The following is a 16,301-nucleotide window of genomic DNA, read 5'->3' on the forward strand; positions in this document are numbered from 1 at the left end:
TGTTATCCGCTGCGCCAGGGGCTGGCGCAGCTTAACCGTTTGACAGGAGGCAGGGGGCCATGGCCTATATCCCCAAAAATTACGCACGTCTGGAAGTGGGTTACCGCGAAAAGGCGCTCAAGCTTTTTCCCTGGGTGTGCGGACGCTGCTCACGGGAGTTTGTCTACTCCAATCTGCGCGAGCTGACGGTGCACCACATCGATCACGACCACTCCAATAACCCGGAAGATGGCAGCAACTGGGAGATGTTGTGCCTGTACTGTCACGATCACGAACATTCCAAGTACACCGAAGCCGATCAGTATGGCTCCACGGTGGTGGCAGGAGAAGATGCGCAAAAGAGCGTCGGCGAGGCCACCTACAACCCGTTTGCCGATCTGAAAGCGATGATGAACAAAAAGTAAGCGAAGCGGCTGACCGCCGGACGCGGTCATTCGACATGACGCCATCCGGCGCGCAGTTACCCGACGCCGGAACGTCTCACCGCCGGCCGGCGGTTTATTGCAGTTTAACGGTGGCGATCGGCTTCGGCACGATGCCAAAATCCTCTTTCAGCTGCTGTTTGCTCTTCATTACCATCTGCCCGCTGGTGTCGATGGTCATGTGCTGGGCGTCGGTGTTATACCGGGCCTGCCAGAGCATCACCAGCTGCAGGCTATTTTCCTTCTGCTCCGGCGTCAGCGCGACGCCATCCGGCCATTTTCCCAGCTCTACCGCCGTCGCCAGACGCTGATACACTTCCGGCGTCATACTGTCGATAATTTGCTCAATATCCATCTTCCGCTCACCTCCGCCTGGAATAATTTGCTGAATCGTTTCTTCAACCCTTGATTTGCTCGCCATTTTGCTCATCGGTGAAGCTCAGCGATGCCGAGTTGACACAATAGCGCTCGCCGGTCGGCTGCGGACCATCCGGAAACACGTGGCCGAGATGGGCATCACAGTTTCCACAACGGATCTCAATGCGCTGCATGCCGTGCGAATTGTCGGTCAGATAGCGAATGGCCTCCGCGCTTACCGGCTCGTAGAAGCTCGGCCAGCCGCAGCCGGAGTCGTATTTAGTCTGGGAGTTAAACAGCGGCGCATCGCACACCAGGCAGTGGTACACGCCATTTTTCTTGTTGTGCAACAGCCGTCCGGTGAAAGGCGGTTCGGTGCCATGATGCTGCGTCACGTAAAACTGCATTTCGCTCAAGCCATTTTTCAGCTCTTCCGGGGTGGGTTTATTCGCCATGGGCTTACATCTCGCTTTGCAATGGACTACTTTCGCCCCAATTCTAACAAAACATTAACAATGAAGCGTACACTTTTGTTCTAAACTTATCCGGTGCCCACAGGCAGCCAGATAATTGTGACTTAAATCACGTTTTTATCTTAAATGCCCTTTAAAATTCCGCGCGCAGCCCCCATATGGAATTGGGCTCAAAGGGAAAGTGAGGCAAATCAATCGCGCAAAGGTCTGCTCAGGATTGATTTGTCGCAATGATTGACACGATTCCGCTTGACGCTGCGTAAGGTTTTTGTAATTTTACAGGCAACCTTTTATTCACTAACAAATAGCTGGTGGAATATATGACTATCAAAGTAGGTATCAACGGTTTTGGCCGTATCGGTCGCATTGTTTTCCGTGCTGCTCAGAAACGTTCTGACATCGAGATCGTTGCAATCAACGACCTGTTAGACGCAGAGTACATGGCTTACATGCTGAAGTATGACTCCACTCACGGTCGTTTCGACGGTACCGTTGAAGTGAAAGACGGTCATCTGGTCGTTAACGGTAAAAAAATCCGTGTTACCGCTGAACGTGACCCGGCTAACCTGAAGTGGGACGAAGTTGGTGTTGACGTTGTTGCTGAAGCAACCGGTATCTTCCTGACCGACGAAACCGCTCGTAAACACATCACCGCTGGCGCGAAAAAAGTCGTTCTGACTGGCCCGTCCAAAGACAACACTCCGATGTTCGTTCGCGGCGCTAACTTCGACGCTTACGCTGGCCAGGACATCGTTTCCAACGCTTCCTGCACCACTAACTGCCTGGCGCCGCTGGCTAAAGTTATCAACGACAACTTCGGTATCGTTGAAGGCCTGATGACCACCGTCCACGCTACCACCGCTACTCAGAAAACCGTTGATGGCCCGTCTCACAAAGACTGGCGCGGCGGCCGCGGCGCAGCTCAGAACATCATCCCGTCCTCTACCGGCGCTGCTAAAGCAGTAGGTAAAGTACTGCCAGAACTGAACGGCAAACTGACCGGTATGGCGTTCCGCGTTCCGACTCCGAACGTATCTGTTGTTGACCTGACCGTTCGTCTGGAAAAAGCTGCGTCCTACGAAGAAATCAAGAAAGCCATCAAAGCCGCTTCTGAAGGCGCTATGAAAGGCGTTCTGGGTTACACCGAAGACGACGTTGTTTCTACCGACTTCAACGGCGAAGTTTGCACTTCCGTATTCGATGCTAAAGCGGGTATCGCACTGAACGACAACTTCGTGAAACTGGTTTCCTGGTACGACAACGAAACCGGCTACTCCAACAAAGTTCTGGATCTGATTGCCCACATCTCCAAATAAGTTGAGATGAAAAAGTAATCTGTAAGAGCGACTTCGGTCGCTCTTTTTTTTGTCTGCAGAGATAGGATTGCACAATGATAAATAAAATTTTTGCTCTCCCGGTGAATGAAACCATTTCTCCCGTGATCTCCCGTCGCCAGCTGGACGACCTGGAGCTGATTGTCATCGACCATCCGCAGGTGAAAGCCTCTGTGGCGCTGCAGGGGGCGCACCTGCTCTCCTGGAAACCCGCCGGTGAAGAAGAAGTTCTGTGGCTGAGCAACAACACCCCGTTTAAACAGGGCGTCGCCCTGCGCGGCGGCGTGCCGATTTGCTGGCCCTGGTTTGGTCCTTCTGCGCAGCAAGGTCTGCCGTCGCACGGCTTTGCCCGCAATCTGCCATGGACCCTGGAAGGTCATGACGAAGACGACAGCGGCGTCATGTTGACCTTTGCGCTCCAGCACAGCGCTGAAACCATGAAGCTCTGGCCGCACGAGTTCACCCTCTATGCCCGCTTTAAGCTGGGTAAGACCTGTGAAATCGAGCTGGAAGCCCACGGTGAATTCGAGACCACCTCTGCCCTGCACAGCTATTTCAACGTCGGCGATATCGCGGCGGTGAAGGTGAGCGGTCTTGGCGAGCGCTATATCGATAAAGTGAACAATGCCGAAGAAGGCGTTCTGAGCAACGGCGTGCAGACCTTCCCGGACCGCACCGATCGCGTCTATCTCAACGCCGACAGCTGCAGCGTGATCCATGACGACGCGCTAAACCGCACTATCGACGTGGTGCATCATCATCAGCACAATGTGGTGGCCTGGAACCCGGGCCCGGCGCTGTCCGTCAGCATGGGCGATATGCCGGACGATGGCTACAAAACCTTCGTTTGCGTCGAAACCTGCTGCGTAACCCAGCCGCAGAAAGCCAGCGAAGAGACGCCCTCTCGCCTGGCGCAAACCATCAGCGTGAAAAAACGCTAATAGCAAAAGCCCCGTTGGTAACGGGGCTTTTGTTTTTCTTTGCCGTGAACGATGGGTTAAACCATATCCAGCCGGGTTTTTCGCTGCGGCGGCGGATAGAGGCGGTCCAGCTGCGCGAGCTCTTCCCCACTAAGGACGATGTCGAGCGCTGCGGCATTCTGCACCACATGCTCAATACTGGCCGCTTTCGGGATCGCCAGCACTCCCGGATGACGAATCACCCAAGCGAGCAGCAGTTGCGCTACCGTAATCCCCCGCGCGTTAGCCATATTAATGATATCGCTATGCTGAAAAAGTCCATCGCGTAAGCGCCCCGCCTGCGCCAGCGGGCAGTAGGCCATCACCGGCAGACTGTGCTGCTGGCACCAGGGCAGGAGATCGTATTCAATGCCCCGCGATGCGAGATGGTAGAGCACCTGGTTGGTTGCACAGTGCTCTCCATCCGCCGTCCGCCACAGCGCCTGCATATCGTCGGTGTCCAGATTAGAGACGCCCCAGCGGCGGATCTTGCCCTCGGCCACCAGCTTCTCCATCGCCTCAACCGTCTCCTGCAGCGGGATATCCCCGCGCCAGTGCAGGAGATACATGTCCAGATAGTCGGTCTGCAGCCGGCGCAGGCTGTTTTCACAGGCGCGGTGCATCGCCGTTCCGCCGGCATGCCAGGGATAGACTTTGGAGACTAGCACTACCCGGTCGCGCAGACCGCGGATCGCCTGGCCCACCACTTCCTCCGCCCCGCCATCGGCGTACATTTCCGCCGTATCGATCACCGTCAGTCCATGGTCGATGCCCGCCCGCAGTGCAGCCACTTCCTGCTGACGCTGCGCCGCATGTTCGCCCATATACCAGGTGCCCAGCCCGATGGCCGGCACTGCCTCCTGCTCGCCGAAGCGTACTGTTTTTTTCACCATCTTCTCCTCCTTAACCGTATGCACCACCATAAAGCAAAACAGGGCGCAAGGCCCTGTTTTGATGCATGAAGCGTACTGTAAGAATGCACAATCAGAAGGTGTAGGTGATCCCGGTGGAGATCAGACCGCTCCAGGATTTATCCACCATCGGACTGTCGGTAATTTCATCCGACAGACGCGTGTAGCGCGCCACGCCATAAACGCTCCAGTCACCAAGGAAGCGATAGTTAGCCGACAGTTCCAGATACGGGTTCCAGCTACTGTCCGGGTCATAGCTGCGCATGCCGCTGCGGCGCGACTCGTGCCGGGAGACACCATAGTAGTATTCGTTCTGATTGTCGCTGTTCCACTCCACGCCAATACCCGGCGTCAGCGTCAGGTTACCGTTGGTGTAACGGTACAGCCAGGCGAGATCCCAGTTAATACCGTTGCTGTTATCCAGCGTATCGCCGGCAATCGTCGTGCGCAGGAAGCCATAGGGCGTGTTGTGGACATAAGAAAGACCGGCCATCACGGTCGATTTACGTTTATCCAGTCGACGCATCTGCTCGCTGTCGCTGTCGCCCGGCTTGAAGTACATTGGCGACCAGTAGGCCGTAATCGACAGTTTATCGTTGGTGTCATTCCACAGGTAGTAACCCCCGCCCAGACCGTGGAACCAGAAGTTTTCGCTCTCATAACTAATGACCGGCACCGGATAGACATCCGCATCATATTGCTTATACGGATGCTCAACGACCCCTACGCCAGCCCCAAGAGTGAACTTCCCGTCGGCATGCGCCGCGCTGGCGGACGTCGCTATCAGCACGCCGAGTGCCAGAAGTTTGATTTTAGTCACAATCCATATTCCCGTTGTCAAATAATCAGCCCGTGCAGTGTACCGTCGTAGGTCTCATGCCTCAAATTCTTTACCCGATATGACACAAATCGTTCACTTTGCCACCCTTCTCTTACCATCCGGTGACAGCCCGATGACAACTTTGCGTCCCAACGAATCAAAAAGCGTCATGTTCAGGATGAGTTATTGATATGTCATTGAAATTGATTTTCTGCGCCATGCAAGATTTCTAAATGCATCTACGCTTAAATTTAGAAGGTGTAATTGCCGGGCACATTCACGCTACCCCACCCGCAACCTGGCATAAGGGTTGCTGGATACCAGGAGAGCGATGTTCAGCTTATGTCTTCCGGGGGCCCCCACTATTCATATGAACGGCTCTCAACCTGTGCTAAAAAACGAAAGGACGGCATGCCATGAATATATTCGATCACTATCGCCAGCGCTACGAAGCTGCCAAGGACGAAGAGTTCACACTGCAGGAGTTTCTTACCATCTGCCGGCAAGATCGCAGTGCCTATGCCAATGCGGCAGAACGTCTGTTGATGGCCATTGGTGAACCCGTCATGGTTGATACGGCTCTCGAGCCGCGGCTATCCCGTCTCTTTTCAAACCGGGTTATCGCACGCTATCCGGCATTTGAAGAGTTTTACGGTATGGAAGACGCCATTGAGCAGATCGTTTCCTACCTCAAGCATGCCGCCCAGGGGCTGGAAGAGAAGAAACAGATCCTCTATCTGCTGGGGCCGGTGGGCGGTGGTAAATCGTCGCTGGCTGAACGGCTGAAAGCGCTGATGCAGCGCGTGCCCATCTATGTGCTGAGCGCCAACGGCGAACGCAGTCCGGTCAACGATCACCCGCTGTGCCTGTTCAATCCGCAGGAAGATGCGCAGATCCTCCAGAAAGAGTATGGCATCCCGACCCGCTATCTCGGCACCATTATGTCGCCGTGGGCGGCCAAGCGCCTGCACGAGTTTGGCGGCGATATCACTAAATTCCGCGTGGTTAAAGTCTGGCCATCGATTCTCGAGCAGGTTGCCATCGCCAAAACCGAACCGGGTGATGAAAACAACCAGGATATTTCAGCGCTGGTCGGTAAGGTGGATATCCGTAAGCTGGAACACTATGCGCAGAACGACCCGGACGCCTACGGCTACTCCGGTGCGCTGTGCCGCGCCAACCAGGGGATTATGGAGTTCGTCGAGATGTTTAAAGCGCCGATTAAGGTGCTGCATCCGCTGCTGACCGCCACCCAGGAAGGTAACTATAACGGCACCGAAGGGATCTCCGCCCTGCCGTTTAACGGGATCATCCTTGCTCACTCCAACGAATCGGAATGGGTGACCTTCCGTAATAACAAGAACAATGAGGCCTTCCTCGACCGCGTCTATATCGTCAAGGTGCCTTATTGCCTGCGTATCTCCGAAGAGATCCGCATCTATGAAAAACTGCTCAACAACAGTGAGCTGACCCATGCGCCCTGCGCCCCGGGCACCCTGGAAACCCTGGCGCGCTTTTCGATTCTGTCGCGCCTTAAAGAGCCGGAAAACTCGAGCATCTACTCGAAGATGCGGGTCTATGACGGCGAAAGTCTGAAAGATACCGACCCGAAAGCGAAGTCCTATCAGGAGTATCGCGATTACGCCGGGGTTGATGAAGGGATGAACGGGCTCTCCACCCGCTTTGCCTTTAAGATCCTGTCTCGGGTATTTAACTTCGACCACGTCGAGGTGGCCGCTAACCCGGTGCATCTGTTCTATGTGCTGGAGCAGCAGATTGAGCGCGAACAGTTCCCACAGGAGCAGGCCGAGCGCTATCTGGAATTCCTCAAAGGCTATCTGATCCCGAAATACGCCGAGTTTATCGGCAAAGAGATCCAGACCGCTTATCTGGAATCCTACTCCGAGTATGGACAGAACATTTTCGATCGCTATGTCACCTACGCTGACTTCTGGATCCAGGATCAAGAATACCGCGATCCGGACACCGGGCAGCTGTTTGACCGTGAATCGTTGAATGCCGAGCTGGAGAAAATTGAGAAGCCAGCCGGGATTAGCAACCCGAAAGACTTCCGTAACGAAATCGTCAACTTTGTGCTGCGTGCCAGAGCCAACAACAGCGGACGTAATCCGAACTGGACCAGCTATGAGAAACTGCGCACGGTTATTGAGAAGAAAATGTTCTCCAATACCGAAGAGCTGTTGCCGGTCATTTCGTTTAATGCCAAAACCTCAACCGATGAGCAGAAAAAACATGACGACTTTGTCGACCGCATGATGGAGAAAGGCTACACCCGCAAACAGGTTCGCCTGCTGTGCGAGTGGTACCTGCGGGTTCGTAAATCGTCCTGATGCGTCCAACCCGGCGGCACGCCGCCGGGTCAACTGCAGCTGAATGATGATAAGTAAAGTTGGCTAATGCAGTACAGGAGGGCATATGACCTGGTTCATAGACCGACGCCTGAACGGGAAAAACAAAAGCGCCGTCAACCGCCAGCGCTTTTTGCGCCGTTATAAGGCGCAGATTAAACAGTCGATCTCCGAGGCCATCAACAAGCGCTCGGTGACCGATATTGAGAGCGGAGAATCCGTCTCGATCCCGACGGACGATATCAACGAGCCGATGTTTCATCAGGGTCGCGGCGGCCTGCGCAACCGCGTCCACCCGGGCAACGACCATTTTGTGCAAAACGACCGCATTGAGCGCCCGCAGGGCGGTGGCGGCGGCGGCGGTAGCGGTCAGGGGCAAGCCAGCGCCGATGGTGAAGGAAAGGATGAGTTTGTCTTCCAGATCTCGAAAGATGAATACCTGGATCTGTTATTTGAAGATCTGGCCCTGCCGAACCTGAAGAAAAACCAGCACCGGCAGCTGAATGAGTTTAAAACCCATCGCGCGGGTTTTACCTCCAATGGGGTGCCAGCCAACATCAGCGTGGTACGTTCACTGCAGAACTCGCTGGCCCGCCGTACGGCGATGACCGCCGGCAAGCGTCGTGAACTGCGCGCCCTGGAGGAGGATCTGGAAGCCATCAGCCGCAGCGAACCGGTGCAACTGCTGGAGGAGGAGCGCCTGCGCAAAGAGATTGCCGAACTGCGGGCTAAAATAGAGCGGGTGCCGTTTATCGACACCTTTGATTTACGCTACAAAAATTACGAAAAACGGCCGGAGCCTTCCAGCCAGGCGGTGATGTTCTGTCTGATGGACGTCTCAGGCTCGATGGACCAGGCCACCAAAGACATGGCCAAGCGCTTTTATATCCTGCTGTATCTGTTCCTCAGCCGGACTTATAAAAACGTCGACGTGGTCTATATCCGCCACCATACCCAGGCAAAAGAGGTGGATGAGCACGAATTCTTCTATTCTCAGGAAACCGGCGGCACCATTGTCTCCAGCGCCCTGAAGCTGATGGATGAAGTGGTGCAGGCCCGCTATGACCCGGCGCAGTGGAACATCTACGCCGCCCAGGCGTCGGATGGCGACAACTGGGCCGATGACTCCCCGCTGTGCCACGAACTGCTGGCGAAGAAAATTCTGCCGGTGGTGCGTTATTACAGCTATATCGAAATTACCCGCCGGGCGCATCAGACCCTGTGGCGCGAGTATGAACACCTGCAGGCGACCTTTGATAATTTCGCCATGCAGCATATTCGCGACCAGGAGGATATCTACCCGGTATTCCGCGAACTGTTTCACAAGCAGTCATCTAAAAGTGAAGCTTAATTAAATACTCAGCCAGTGAGTCGAGTGACTTGCTGGCTGTTTTCCTCAGACACAAGGCCCGGTGGCACATCCATACATCATGTAAAACGGAAACAACGGGGCCAGGGCAACGGCGCCAAGCGAGCTAATCGTTTTGGTCTTATCATTGATTGATACCACAACGGGGTGCGCTAACTGGTAGGCGGCGGCCAGATCTGACGCGTCCGATGCAGTCCAAAATCCTGTCGCTTTAAACAACACCCCGAGGCGATCGTTATCAATTTGCACCGCATGATACTGATTCACCAGCTCGCTATGCTGCCCGGCATCCAGTTTGCGCTGATCCATCACCACCAGATATTCCGCCGTCACCTCATGTTGTTCCACGACAAAGTTAACCCGCACGCCGGAAGCCTGTTGGTGAAAGCGTTCATAAAAGGTCTTGTAACGCTGATATTCCTGAGGCACACCGTCACGGACAAAGCGGTAACTGTATTTCGCTGAGCTGGCGACAATACCGGACTCTGTGGGTTTCATCGCCACAATGGTATCCCGAGGCGGCAAGTTTGGCGTGCTGGTACATCCTGCGAGTATCGCCACCACCACCAGCGATAAGACATATTTCATCATTTTCAGCCGTTCCTGTTCGCGATTTTCTCTATGACATCTGGCGTTTTTTTAACACTCCAGGTACAAATCCCTAACCCTGTGTATCATAACTGCCTAATCTGCTTCAAACATTCGCGCGATCGTCAGCGTTGAACTGTTTCTACTCTCAGGAGCCTGCTATGACCCCTTTTTATCAATTGACGGCTACCCGCCTGCGCGGCCAGCCCCTCTCCATGGCTGACTATGCTGGCAAGGTGGTTCTGGTGGTGAATACGGCCAGCCATTGTGGCTTCACACCGCAATACGCTGGCCTGGAAGCGCTCTACAAAAAGTACGCGGCTCAGGGGCTGGTAGTGCTTGGTTTCCCGTGCAACCAGTTTGGTAAGCAGGAACCCGGCGGTGCGGATGAAATCGAGCAGACTTGTCACGTTAACTACGGCGTGAGCTTCCCGATGTTTGAGAAAGTGGACGTCAACGGCCCCGCCGCACACCCGCTGTTTCGTTATCTGAAACAAGCGTTGCCCGGCGTGCTCGGCGGACGGATCAAGTGGAATTTCACCAAGTTCCTCATCGGTCGCGACGGCACACCCCTCACGCGTTTTGCGCCGTTCACGACGCCGGAGAAAATGGAAGCCTCCATTGTCGCGGCCCTCACGCGCTGAGTGTTCCCATCATGCCACGTTCACCCAGCGGCGGCTGGCTGCCCATACAAGGTAGACGTCGCTCTCACGCGGCCAGCAACCGCCTGCTGCTGGCCAATCTTCCACCTGCCCGGTCATCAGCCTACAGCGGCGACACGGCCTCGACTTCATGCTGAAACACATAGGGGTCGGAGAGGAGTTCGAATGCTTCGTCGTCCGGATAGGTGACCGCGACGTGATAGTCTTCGCCAGCGAAGGCTTTGACCGCCGCGAGATCCTGCCAGTAGGTGGCAAGAAAGAAATGCGCCCATTCGCCCTGGTTTTCCTGGCGCACCAGCGCCCCCCGGTTGCCGGCGATGCTCTGAGCGTGTTCCACGCCGGTCCGCTCGAGGTGGCGGGCAAACCCCTCAGCATGTTGCAATGGCACACAGCCGTGCCAGGTCCTGACAATCATTTGCGTTCTCCTGTGGTGATAAACGTCTCACCCTAACATCGACAGGCATTTCTGGGGGAGCGCAACAATGCCGCGCTGGCCACAACACAAAATTATTTTGCCGGACGGGGATATCCTCTCACTCTGCAGTATTTTCGACTGCGGGGCAGCATTGGGCCGAATATTGCGCGGCGAGTATCACTGTTAGCTGGCGCGGAGAAAATCGTGGCTCGTCAGCCTCAGGCAGTCTTATCGATACACGCCCAAGCCGCGCCCCTTCAGGGCATCGCCAGCCGATCTTGATGGTCCGCAAAGAGAGCGATGAGATGGTCGGCGAGAACCCGCACGCGTCTGGATCCGGCCAGGTCAGAATGCATCACCAGCCAGAGGGTCTGATCCGCGCCGATCTCCGGCTGCAGGCACTGCAGGCCGCTGGCCCGCGCCATAAAGTGCGGCAGGACGCCCAATCCGAGGCCCGCGGATACTGCGGAAACCTGGGCCACGAGCGTATTGGCTTCGACTTTACACGGCCGGCCGCGCAGGGTGCGCGTGATCCATTGGGCGGCCGGCAGGTGCTGGTGAGTTTCCGGCCACCCCACAAAGTCCGCCTCGCTCAGCGACAGGCCGTCCGCGCCGGCCAGACAGTCGGCGGCGCCATAGACGCCAAACCCCACCGTCCCCAGCCGCTTTAACGTCAGATGCCCGGCCTCAGGCTTGACCATGCGGATCGCCAGATCGGCATCCCGACGGTGCAGGTTCACCGGCTGCACGCCGCTCAGCACCTCCACCCGCAGCTCGGGATAATGGTCCAGGAGCCCTTTCAGGGAGGGCAGAATAAAATGCGTGGCCAGGTTATCCGAGGTGGCCAGGCGAACAACCCCGGCGACATGCCCCTGCAGTTGCGCCGCTTCGCCGAACGCCAGGCCAGCGTATTCCAGCGCCTCCGCCCGCGCGAGCAGGGCTTCGCCATCGTCGGTCAGGCGGTAGCCGCTCTGATGGCGGCTGAAGAGCGGAACGTTCAACGCCTGCTCCAGCCGATCCAGCCGGCGGGAGACCGTGGCAATCCCCATGTTCATCTTGTCGGCGGCGCCGCTCAGCGTTCCCGCCCGGGCGATGGCGAGGAATATGCGAGCATCATCCCAGTGGAATTCTGCGGTCATCTATTTTCCATGTATGGAAAACGGCTCTCCGTTTTCCGCTCTTTTTTATCAGTTTCGCAGGGATGATACTGCACGCCATTCGCGGAGACAACCAGGCCATCCGATCGCCTGCTCTCTCCTCACCTGAACGTCCGTGCACCGCGCGGAACGCTCCTTTCCTAAGGATACGCCTGATATGAAAGAGATTGCTTTACCCCTCCACCCGGCGCCGGCGCGCGTCTGGATTGCCGTCGTTGCGCTCGGGATCTGCGCCTTTTCGATCGTCACCAGCGAACTGGCGCCGGTGGGCATGCTCAGCGCCCTGGCGGCGGATTTTCACCAGACGGAATCCGGCGTGGGCCTCGCCGTCACCGCCTATGGCTGGGTAGGCGCCCTGGCGGCTCTGCTTTCCGGCGCAATGCCGACGCGTATTTCCCGCAAGGCGCTGCTGGTCGGGCTGATGCTGATCCTCGCGCTTTCCTGCCTCGCCGCAACCCGGTCTTATTCGATGTTCGCCCTGATGAGCGCCCGCATGATTGGCGCCCTGGCGCATGGCGCCTTCTGGGCCTTAATTGGCATTGTCGCCGCGCAGCTGGTGCCGCCGCACCGGCTGGGGCTGGCCACGGCGATCATTTTTGGCGGCGTGTCAGCGGCAAGCGTAGTGGGGGTGCCGCTGGCGAGCTTTATCGCCACCCTGGCGGGCTGGCGACCCGCGTTTATGTCGATGGCCTTGCTGTCACTAGCCGCCGCTGCTGTGCTGTGCTCGACGCTGCCCCCGCTGGCCGCCCCTGCCCCCGTCAGGCTGCGTGTTTATCGCGATATCTTCCGCAATCCGCTGCTCGGTGGCCTGTATGGCGCCACGGCCTGCATCATTACCGCTCACTTTGCCGCCTTCACCTACATTGAACCGCTGCTGATAAATCTGCAGGGAGTCCCGGCGACCGCTCTCTCCGGCCTGCTGCTGCTGTCAGGGGTTTCCGGGCTGCTGGGTAACGTTATCGCGGGTAAGCTTATCGATCGTCATCTGAAGGGGCTGATTTTCGCTGCGCTGCTGCTGAGCGGGGGCGCGCTGGCGCTCCTTGGCGCCGCCCGTCTTGCGCCACTGCCGTTCTGTTTTAGCGGGCTACTGTTAGCCCTGTGGGGCGCCGGCATCGCGATTGTGTTCGTCGGCTTACAGACCTGGCTGCTGCGCAGCGCGGGCGCTGTCGCCCAGCCGGCGTCAGCCATTTATGTGGCCATTTTTAATGCCGCCATCGGCACCGGGGCGTTTGTCGGCGGCCAGCTGATCGCCTCAGCTGGCCTGTCGGGAATGGTGTGGCTGGCGGCGGGGATCATGGTGGGCAGTACGCTGCTGATCGCCCTGCTGAAAGCGCCTCTGCCCGGTCAGATCGGTGCGGCGACGGCAGGCGCTTAGATTTGCGCCAGCCCGCCGTCGACATAGATCTCCGCGGCGTTAATAAAGCTCGACTCATCCGACGCTAAAAATACCACCGTCCGGCCAATCTCCTCCGGCTCGCCCAGCCGCCCGAGCGGTACGCCGGCCGCCAGAGCATCGAACAAGCCCTGGCGGTCCGCCTCCGCCACCAGCCCTCCCAGACCCGGGGTACGTACCGGCCCCGGGCTGACCACATTGATGCGGATCCCGCGGTCGCTAACCTCCAGCGCCCAGGAGCGCGCCAGGCTGCGTACCGCGGCCTTACTGGCGCTATAGATGCTGAAGTTAGCCGTCCCTTTTACCGCCGCCGTAGAGCCGGTCAAAATCACCGAGGCGCCGTCGGCGAGCAGCGGCAGCGCTTTTTGCACGGTGAACACCACCCCGCGCACGTTGGTGGCGAAAATTCGGTCGACGTGCGCTTCGGTGATGGCGCTCAGCGGCAGCATGTCTCCGCCGCCGGCATTGGCGAACAGCACATCCAGCCGGCCGGACTCTTCGGCAATGGTCGCAAATACCGCGTCAAGGTCGCTTAACACGGCGGCGTCGGCGCGGATCCCGCGGGCGGCGGGCCCGATGAATCTTACCGCCGCATCCAGCTCCTCCTGACGGCGGCCGGTGATGTACACCTTCGCGCCCTGCTCCGCCAGCGCTTTCGCCGACGCCAGGCCAATCCCGGCGCTGCCGCCGGTGACTAACGCCACTTTATCCGCAAGTTTTTTGCTCATGGTGCATTTCCTTGGTTAGAGTATAAACAGGCCAGGCTCGCGAACGCGCCCCGCCGGGTATGGAAAGCACTGTAATCGTCCCGGCGAGGCGGAAAAATGGCCTAATCTGAAAAACACTCTTCCCCTCGGTGGATAATGACCTCCAGTAACCAGGATAAAGCGAATAATGGACCGGTTTTCAGCTCTCAAAGCCTTCACTCGCGTTGTCGAAGCCGGCAGCTTTACCCGCGCCGCGGACTCGCTGAATATGCCCAACGCCACCCTCAGCAAAACCATTCAGCAACTGGAAGCGCATCTTGGGGTTTCCCTCCTGCAGCGCACCACGCGGCGTATTACCGTGACGCCGGAAGGACGGGAGTACTATGAAAAAGCCCGCTGTCTGCTGGAAGACCTGGAAGAGATCGACGCGTCGTTCAATACCGCCCGCAATAAGCCGAAGGGCCATCTACGGATCGCCATCGGCGGGTCGACCGCGTGCGATGTGCTGATCCCGCTGCTGGCGGACTTTATGACCTCCTGGCCGGATATCCGTATCGATTTGCAGGTGGCCGATAAGCCCGCGGACCTCATCAGCGGCAATATTGACTGCGCCATCCGCGGCGGTCCGATGGAAGACTCGACGCTGATCGCCCGTAAAATCGGCGAGGCGACGCTGGTCACCTGCGCCACCCCGGGCTATCTTCAGCGCTACGGCACCCCCGCCTCGCCGGATGAACTACATCATGGCCACCGGCTCATCAGCTATCTGTCGCCGGCCAGCGGCAGAGCGTTTCCGTTTCGCTTTACGCGTCACGGCGTCAGCACCGAGCTGAAGACAGAGCCCCATCTCGGCATCAATGAGAGCAACGCGCATATTGCCGCCGGCGAGGCGGGCTTAGGCATTGTGCAGACCTTTACCTATTCGCTGAAACCGGCGCTGGCGAGCGGCGAACTGGTGGAGATCCTCAGCGCCTGGCGCCCGGCCCCCTATCCTTTTCACGTTGTCTATGCCCGGCACCGGCACGTCCCGCCCCGGCTCCGCGTCTTTATTGACTGGCTGGCGGCGGTTTTTCCGGCCGCGGTGCAGGGATAGCGCGCGTTATCTGACGCGGAGCAGGTCGCTGTATCGCGTGGTGTAGCGCGGCGAGAGCATCTCTCGCTTCATCTGCCACTGCTGCTGGATCCCCTGGCCGGCAAAATAGAGCGCCCCCCTGCCGTTTTTCGCATTCAGCTGATCGAGAACCTGCATCAGTCTGGCGCTGTTGTGCCGCGGAGCAAGCTCGTCGAACAGATTCAGCTGGGCGACGCCCTGGCTGTAGAAATCGCCGAGCATCACGCCGGCCTTCTGATAGCGATGCCCCGCTTTCCAGATGGCATCCAGACAGCTCGTCGCCGCGGCGATAATATCCCGGGAGTCCTGGGTCGGCGTCAGCAGCTTTAGCGAGGCGCTGTTGCCGTAATAGGGTTCATTCAGCGCGAAGGGGCTGGTTTTGACAAAGGCGGAGACGAACCGGCAGTACTGATGCTCACCGCGCAGCTTTTCTGCTGCCCGCGCGGCATAGCTGCAGATCGCCTGGCGCATATCCTCATAGGCCGTAATCCGATCCCCGAACGAGCGGCTGCAGATAATTTCCTGCTTAGCGGGGGCAAACTCCTCCAGCGCCAGGCAAGGCTCGCCGCGCAGCTCCCGTACCGTTCGTTCGAGCACCACCGTGAAGTGCTTGCGGATAAAGCGGATATCGCTCTCCGCCAGCTGGAGTACCGTGCCGATCCCCATCGCTTCAAGCTTTTTGCCGATCCGCCGCCCGATGCCCCAGACCTCGCTCACCGGCAGCAGCGCCATCAGCTTTCGCTGCCGCTGCGGGCAGGACAAGTCCACTACCCCGCCCGTCTGCCGCGGCCACTGCTTCGCCGCGTGGTTGGCCAGCTTCGCCAGGGTTTTGGTCTGGGCGATGCCAACGCCCAGCGTCAGATGGGTACGCTGCAGCACCGTGGCACGGATTTCGCGGCCAAAATCGGTCAGATCTCTGCAATGACGCACACCGCTGACATCGCAAAAGGCCTCATCGATACTGTAAATTTCGCAGCGCGGGGTGAGCTCTTCCAGGGTGGCCATCACCCGGCTGGACATGTCGGCATACAGCTCATAATTACTGCTAAACGCCACGACGCCGTGGCGAAGAAACGCAGCCTTCTGCTTAAAGTAGGGTTCGCCCATTTTCACAAACGGCTTCGCCTCCGCCGAGCGGGCGATCACGCAGCCGTCGTTGTTCGACAGCACCACCACCGGCCGCCCCTTCAGGTCTGGCCGGAAGGCGGTCTGACAGCTGGCATAGAAGGCGTTCACATCACAATGCGCGAACAT

General features: G+C 57.8%; 18 protein-coding genes. 9 read left to right on the top strand and 9 right to left on the bottom strand.

What is annotated here, in order from left to right:
• Positions 1–59 precede the first annotated feature (59 nt).
• Positions 60–404, top strand: coding sequence for an HNH nuclease YajD (yajD, locus tag OHJ17_RS15045; protein WP_002901254.1), 345 nt, complete (start codon positions 60–62; stop codon positions 402–404).
• 94 nt (positions 405–498) lie between these two features.
• Here the strand turns inward: yajD and OHJ17_RS15050 are convergent, their stop codons facing one another.
• Positions 499–777 carry a YeaC family protein gene (locus tag OHJ17_RS15050; RefSeq protein WP_002901249.1) on the bottom strand — a complete coding sequence of 93 codons (279 nt, stop codon included), beginning with the start codon at positions 775–777 and terminating at the stop codon, positions 499–501.
• 43 nt (positions 778–820) lie between these two features.
• Entirely contained in the window at positions 821–1,234 is a 414-nt protein-coding gene (msrB, locus tag OHJ17_RS15055) for a peptide-methionine (R)-S-oxide reductase MsrB (protein ID WP_002901246.1), read from the bottom strand.
• Between the two features lie 338 nt (positions 1,235–1,572).
• Between msrB and gapA the strand changes: the two genes are divergently transcribed.
• Together gapA and OHJ17_RS15065 are read left to right on the top strand one after the other, a co-directional pair.
• Positions 1,573–2,568 (top strand): glyceraldehyde-3-phosphate dehydrogenase, encoded by a 996-nt coding sequence (gapA, locus tag OHJ17_RS15060; RefSeq protein ID WP_002901243.1) that lies wholly within the window; start codon positions 1,573–1,575, stop codon positions 2,566–2,568.
• Positions 2,569–2,642: 74 nt separating this feature from the next.
• Entirely contained in the window at positions 2,643–3,527 is an 885-nt protein-coding gene (locus OHJ17_RS15065; protein WP_002901240.1) for a D-hexose-6-phosphate mutarotase, read from the top strand.
• A 56-nt stretch (positions 3,528–3,583) separates the two neighbouring features.
• On the opposite strand, the gene OHJ17_RS15070 is transcribed toward OHJ17_RS15065, so the two are convergent.
• Together OHJ17_RS15070 and OHJ17_RS15075 are read right to left on the bottom strand one after the other, a co-directional pair.
• A complete protein-coding gene (locus tag OHJ17_RS15070; RefSeq protein ID WP_032432908.1) occupies positions 3,584–4,438 on the bottom strand; it encodes an aldo/keto reductase in 855 nt (284 codons plus the stop codon).
• Positions 4,439–4,529: 91 nt separating this feature from the next.
• The gene (locus OHJ17_RS15075) at positions 4,530–5,276 is read right to left on the bottom strand and encodes a MipA/OmpV family protein (protein ID WP_002901236.1); all 747 of its coding nucleotides are present in this window, start codon (positions 5,274–5,276) and stop codon (positions 4,530–4,532) included.
• 416 nt (positions 5,277–5,692) lie between these two features.
• Here OHJ17_RS15075 and yeaG point away from each other — a divergent pair, with 416 nt between their 5' ends.
• Positions 5,693–7,627 carry a protein kinase YeaG gene (yeaG, locus tag OHJ17_RS15080; protein ID WP_002901234.1) on the top strand — a complete coding sequence of 645 codons (1,935 nt, stop codon included), beginning with the start codon at positions 5,693–5,695 and terminating at the stop codon, positions 7,625–7,627.
• Positions 7,628–7,712: 85 nt separating this feature from the next.
• Positions 7,713–8,996 carry a YeaH/YhbH family protein gene (locus tag OHJ17_RS15085; RefSeq protein ID WP_004152363.1) on the top strand — a complete coding sequence of 428 codons (1,284 nt, stop codon included), beginning with the start codon at positions 7,713–7,715 and terminating at the stop codon, positions 8,994–8,996.
• 45 nt (positions 8,997–9,041) lie between these two features.
• Here OHJ17_RS15085 and OHJ17_RS15090 read toward each other — a convergent pair whose 3' ends face one another.
• Positions 9,042–9,605 (bottom strand): hypothetical protein, encoded by a 564-nt coding sequence (locus OHJ17_RS15090; protein ID WP_002901231.1) that lies wholly within the window; start codon positions 9,603–9,605, stop codon positions 9,042–9,044.
• Positions 9,606–9,763: 158 nt separating this feature from the next.
• Between OHJ17_RS15090 and OHJ17_RS15095 the strand changes: the two genes are divergently transcribed.
• Complete coding sequence (locus OHJ17_RS15095; protein WP_002901230.1) at positions 9,764–10,246, top strand: glutathione peroxidase; 483 nt, start codon at positions 9,764–9,766, stop codon at positions 10,244–10,246.
• 121 nt (positions 10,247–10,367) lie between these two features.
• Here the strand turns inward: OHJ17_RS15095 and OHJ17_RS15100 are convergent, their stop codons facing one another.
• A complete protein-coding gene (locus OHJ17_RS15100; protein WP_004140435.1) occupies positions 10,368–10,679 on the bottom strand; it encodes a hypothetical protein in 312 nt (103 codons plus the stop codon).
• Between the two features lie 67 nt (positions 10,680–10,746).
• On the opposite strand from OHJ17_RS15100, the gene OHJ17_RS15105 reads away from it, so the two are divergent.
• On the top strand, positions 10,747–10,866 hold the full coding sequence (locus tag OHJ17_RS15105) for a hypothetical protein (protein ID WP_004140436.1): 120 nt from the start codon (positions 10,747–10,749) through the stop codon (positions 10,864–10,866).
• 70 nt (positions 10,867–10,936) lie between these two features.
• Here the strand turns inward: OHJ17_RS15105 and OHJ17_RS15110 are convergent, their stop codons facing one another.
• Positions 10,937–11,818, bottom strand: coding sequence for a LysR family transcriptional regulator (locus OHJ17_RS15110; RefSeq protein ID WP_009309126.1), 882 nt, complete (start codon positions 11,816–11,818; stop codon positions 10,937–10,939).
• 175 nt (positions 11,819–11,993) lie between these two features.
• Here OHJ17_RS15110 and OHJ17_RS15115 point away from each other — a divergent pair, with 175 nt between their 5' ends.
• Positions 11,994–13,211, top strand: coding sequence for an MFS transporter (locus tag OHJ17_RS15115; protein ID WP_023300891.1), 1,218 nt, complete (start codon positions 11,994–11,996; stop codon positions 13,209–13,211).
• Here the strand turns inward: OHJ17_RS15115 and OHJ17_RS15120 are convergent.
• Complete coding sequence (locus OHJ17_RS15120; protein ID WP_002901225.1) at positions 13,208–13,957, bottom strand: SDR family oxidoreductase; 750 nt, start codon at positions 13,955–13,957, stop codon at positions 13,208–13,210. The genes OHJ17_RS15115 and OHJ17_RS15120 overlap by 4 nt on opposite strands.
• Before the next feature lie 166 nt (positions 13,958–14,123).
• Between OHJ17_RS15120 and OHJ17_RS15125 the strand changes: the two genes are divergently transcribed.
• Positions 14,124–15,029: a LysR family transcriptional regulator gene (locus OHJ17_RS15125; RefSeq protein ID WP_004140447.1), complete on the top strand. Its 906-nt coding sequence runs from the start codon at positions 14,124–14,126 to the stop codon at positions 15,027–15,029.
• A 6-nt stretch (positions 15,030–15,035) separates the two neighbouring features.
• Here the strand turns inward: OHJ17_RS15125 and OHJ17_RS15130 are convergent, their stop codons facing one another.
• Complete coding sequence (locus OHJ17_RS15130) at positions 15,036–16,301, bottom strand: Y-family DNA polymerase (protein ID WP_004213131.1); 1,266 nt, start codon at positions 16,299–16,301, stop codon at positions 15,036–15,038.

The organism is Klebsiella sp. KP20-425-1 (assembly GCF_025813515.1).
Taxonomy (GTDB): domain Bacteria; phylum Pseudomonadota; class Gammaproteobacteria; order Enterobacterales; family Enterobacteriaceae; genus Klebsiella; species Klebsiella pneumoniae.

Excerpts from the sequence above, each read along its gene's own strand:
- OHJ17_RS15095 (WP_002901230.1), top strand. The coding sequence starts at position 9,764 with ATGACCCCTTTTTATCAATTGACGGCTACCCGCCTGCGCGGCCAGCCC.
- msrB (WP_002901246.1), bottom strand. The coding sequence starts at position 1,234 with ATGGCGAATAAACCCACCCCGGAAGAGCTGAAAAATGGCTTGAGCGAA.
- OHJ17_RS15130 (WP_004213131.1), bottom strand. The coding sequence starts at position 16,301 with ATGTTCGCGCATTGTGATGTGAACGCCTTCTATGCCAGCTGTCAGACC.
- OHJ17_RS15050 (WP_002901249.1), bottom strand. The coding sequence starts at position 777 with ATGGATATTGAGCAAATTATCGACAGTATGACGCCGGAAGTGTATCAG.
- yajD (WP_002901254.1), top strand. The coding sequence starts at position 60 with ATGGCCTATATCCCCAAAAATTACGCACGTCTGGAAGTGGGTTACCGC.
- OHJ17_RS15090 (WP_002901231.1), bottom strand. The coding sequence starts at position 9,605 with ATGATGAAATATGTCTTATCGCTGGTGGTGGTGGCGATACTCGCAGGA.
- gapA (WP_002901243.1), top strand. The coding sequence starts at position 1,573 with ATGACTATCAAAGTAGGTATCAACGGTTTTGGCCGTATCGGTCGCATT.
- OHJ17_RS15125 (WP_004140447.1), top strand. The coding sequence starts at position 14,124 with ATGGACCGGTTTTCAGCTCTCAAAGCCTTCACTCGCGTTGTCGAAGCC.
- OHJ17_RS15110 (WP_009309126.1), bottom strand. The coding sequence starts at position 11,818 with ATGACCGCAGAATTCCACTGGGATGATGCTCGCATATTCCTCGCCATC.
- yeaG (WP_002901234.1), top strand. The coding sequence starts at position 5,693 with ATGAATATATTCGATCACTATCGCCAGCGCTACGAAGCTGCCAAGGAC.
- OHJ17_RS15120 (WP_002901225.1), bottom strand. The coding sequence starts at position 13,957 with ATGAGCAAAAAACTTGCGGATAAAGTGGCGTTAGTCACCGGCGGCAGC.
- OHJ17_RS15115 (WP_023300891.1), top strand. The coding sequence starts at position 11,994 with ATGAAAGAGATTGCTTTACCCCTCCACCCGGCGCCGGCGCGCGTCTGG.
- OHJ17_RS15070 (WP_032432908.1), bottom strand. The coding sequence starts at position 4,438 with ATGGTGAAAAAAACAGTACGCTTCGGCGAGCAGGAGGCAGTGCCGGCC.
- OHJ17_RS15065 (WP_002901240.1), top strand. The coding sequence starts at position 2,643 with ATGATAAATAAAATTTTTGCTCTCCCGGTGAATGAAACCATTTCTCCC.
- OHJ17_RS15100 (WP_004140435.1), bottom strand. The coding sequence starts at position 10,679 with ATGATTGTCAGGACCTGGCACGGCTGTGTGCCATTGCAACATGCTGAG.
- OHJ17_RS15105 (WP_004140436.1), top strand. The coding sequence starts at position 10,747 with ATGCCGCGCTGGCCACAACACAAAATTATTTTGCCGGACGGGGATATC.
- OHJ17_RS15085 (WP_004152363.1), top strand. The coding sequence starts at position 7,713 with ATGACCTGGTTCATAGACCGACGCCTGAACGGGAAAAACAAAAGCGCC.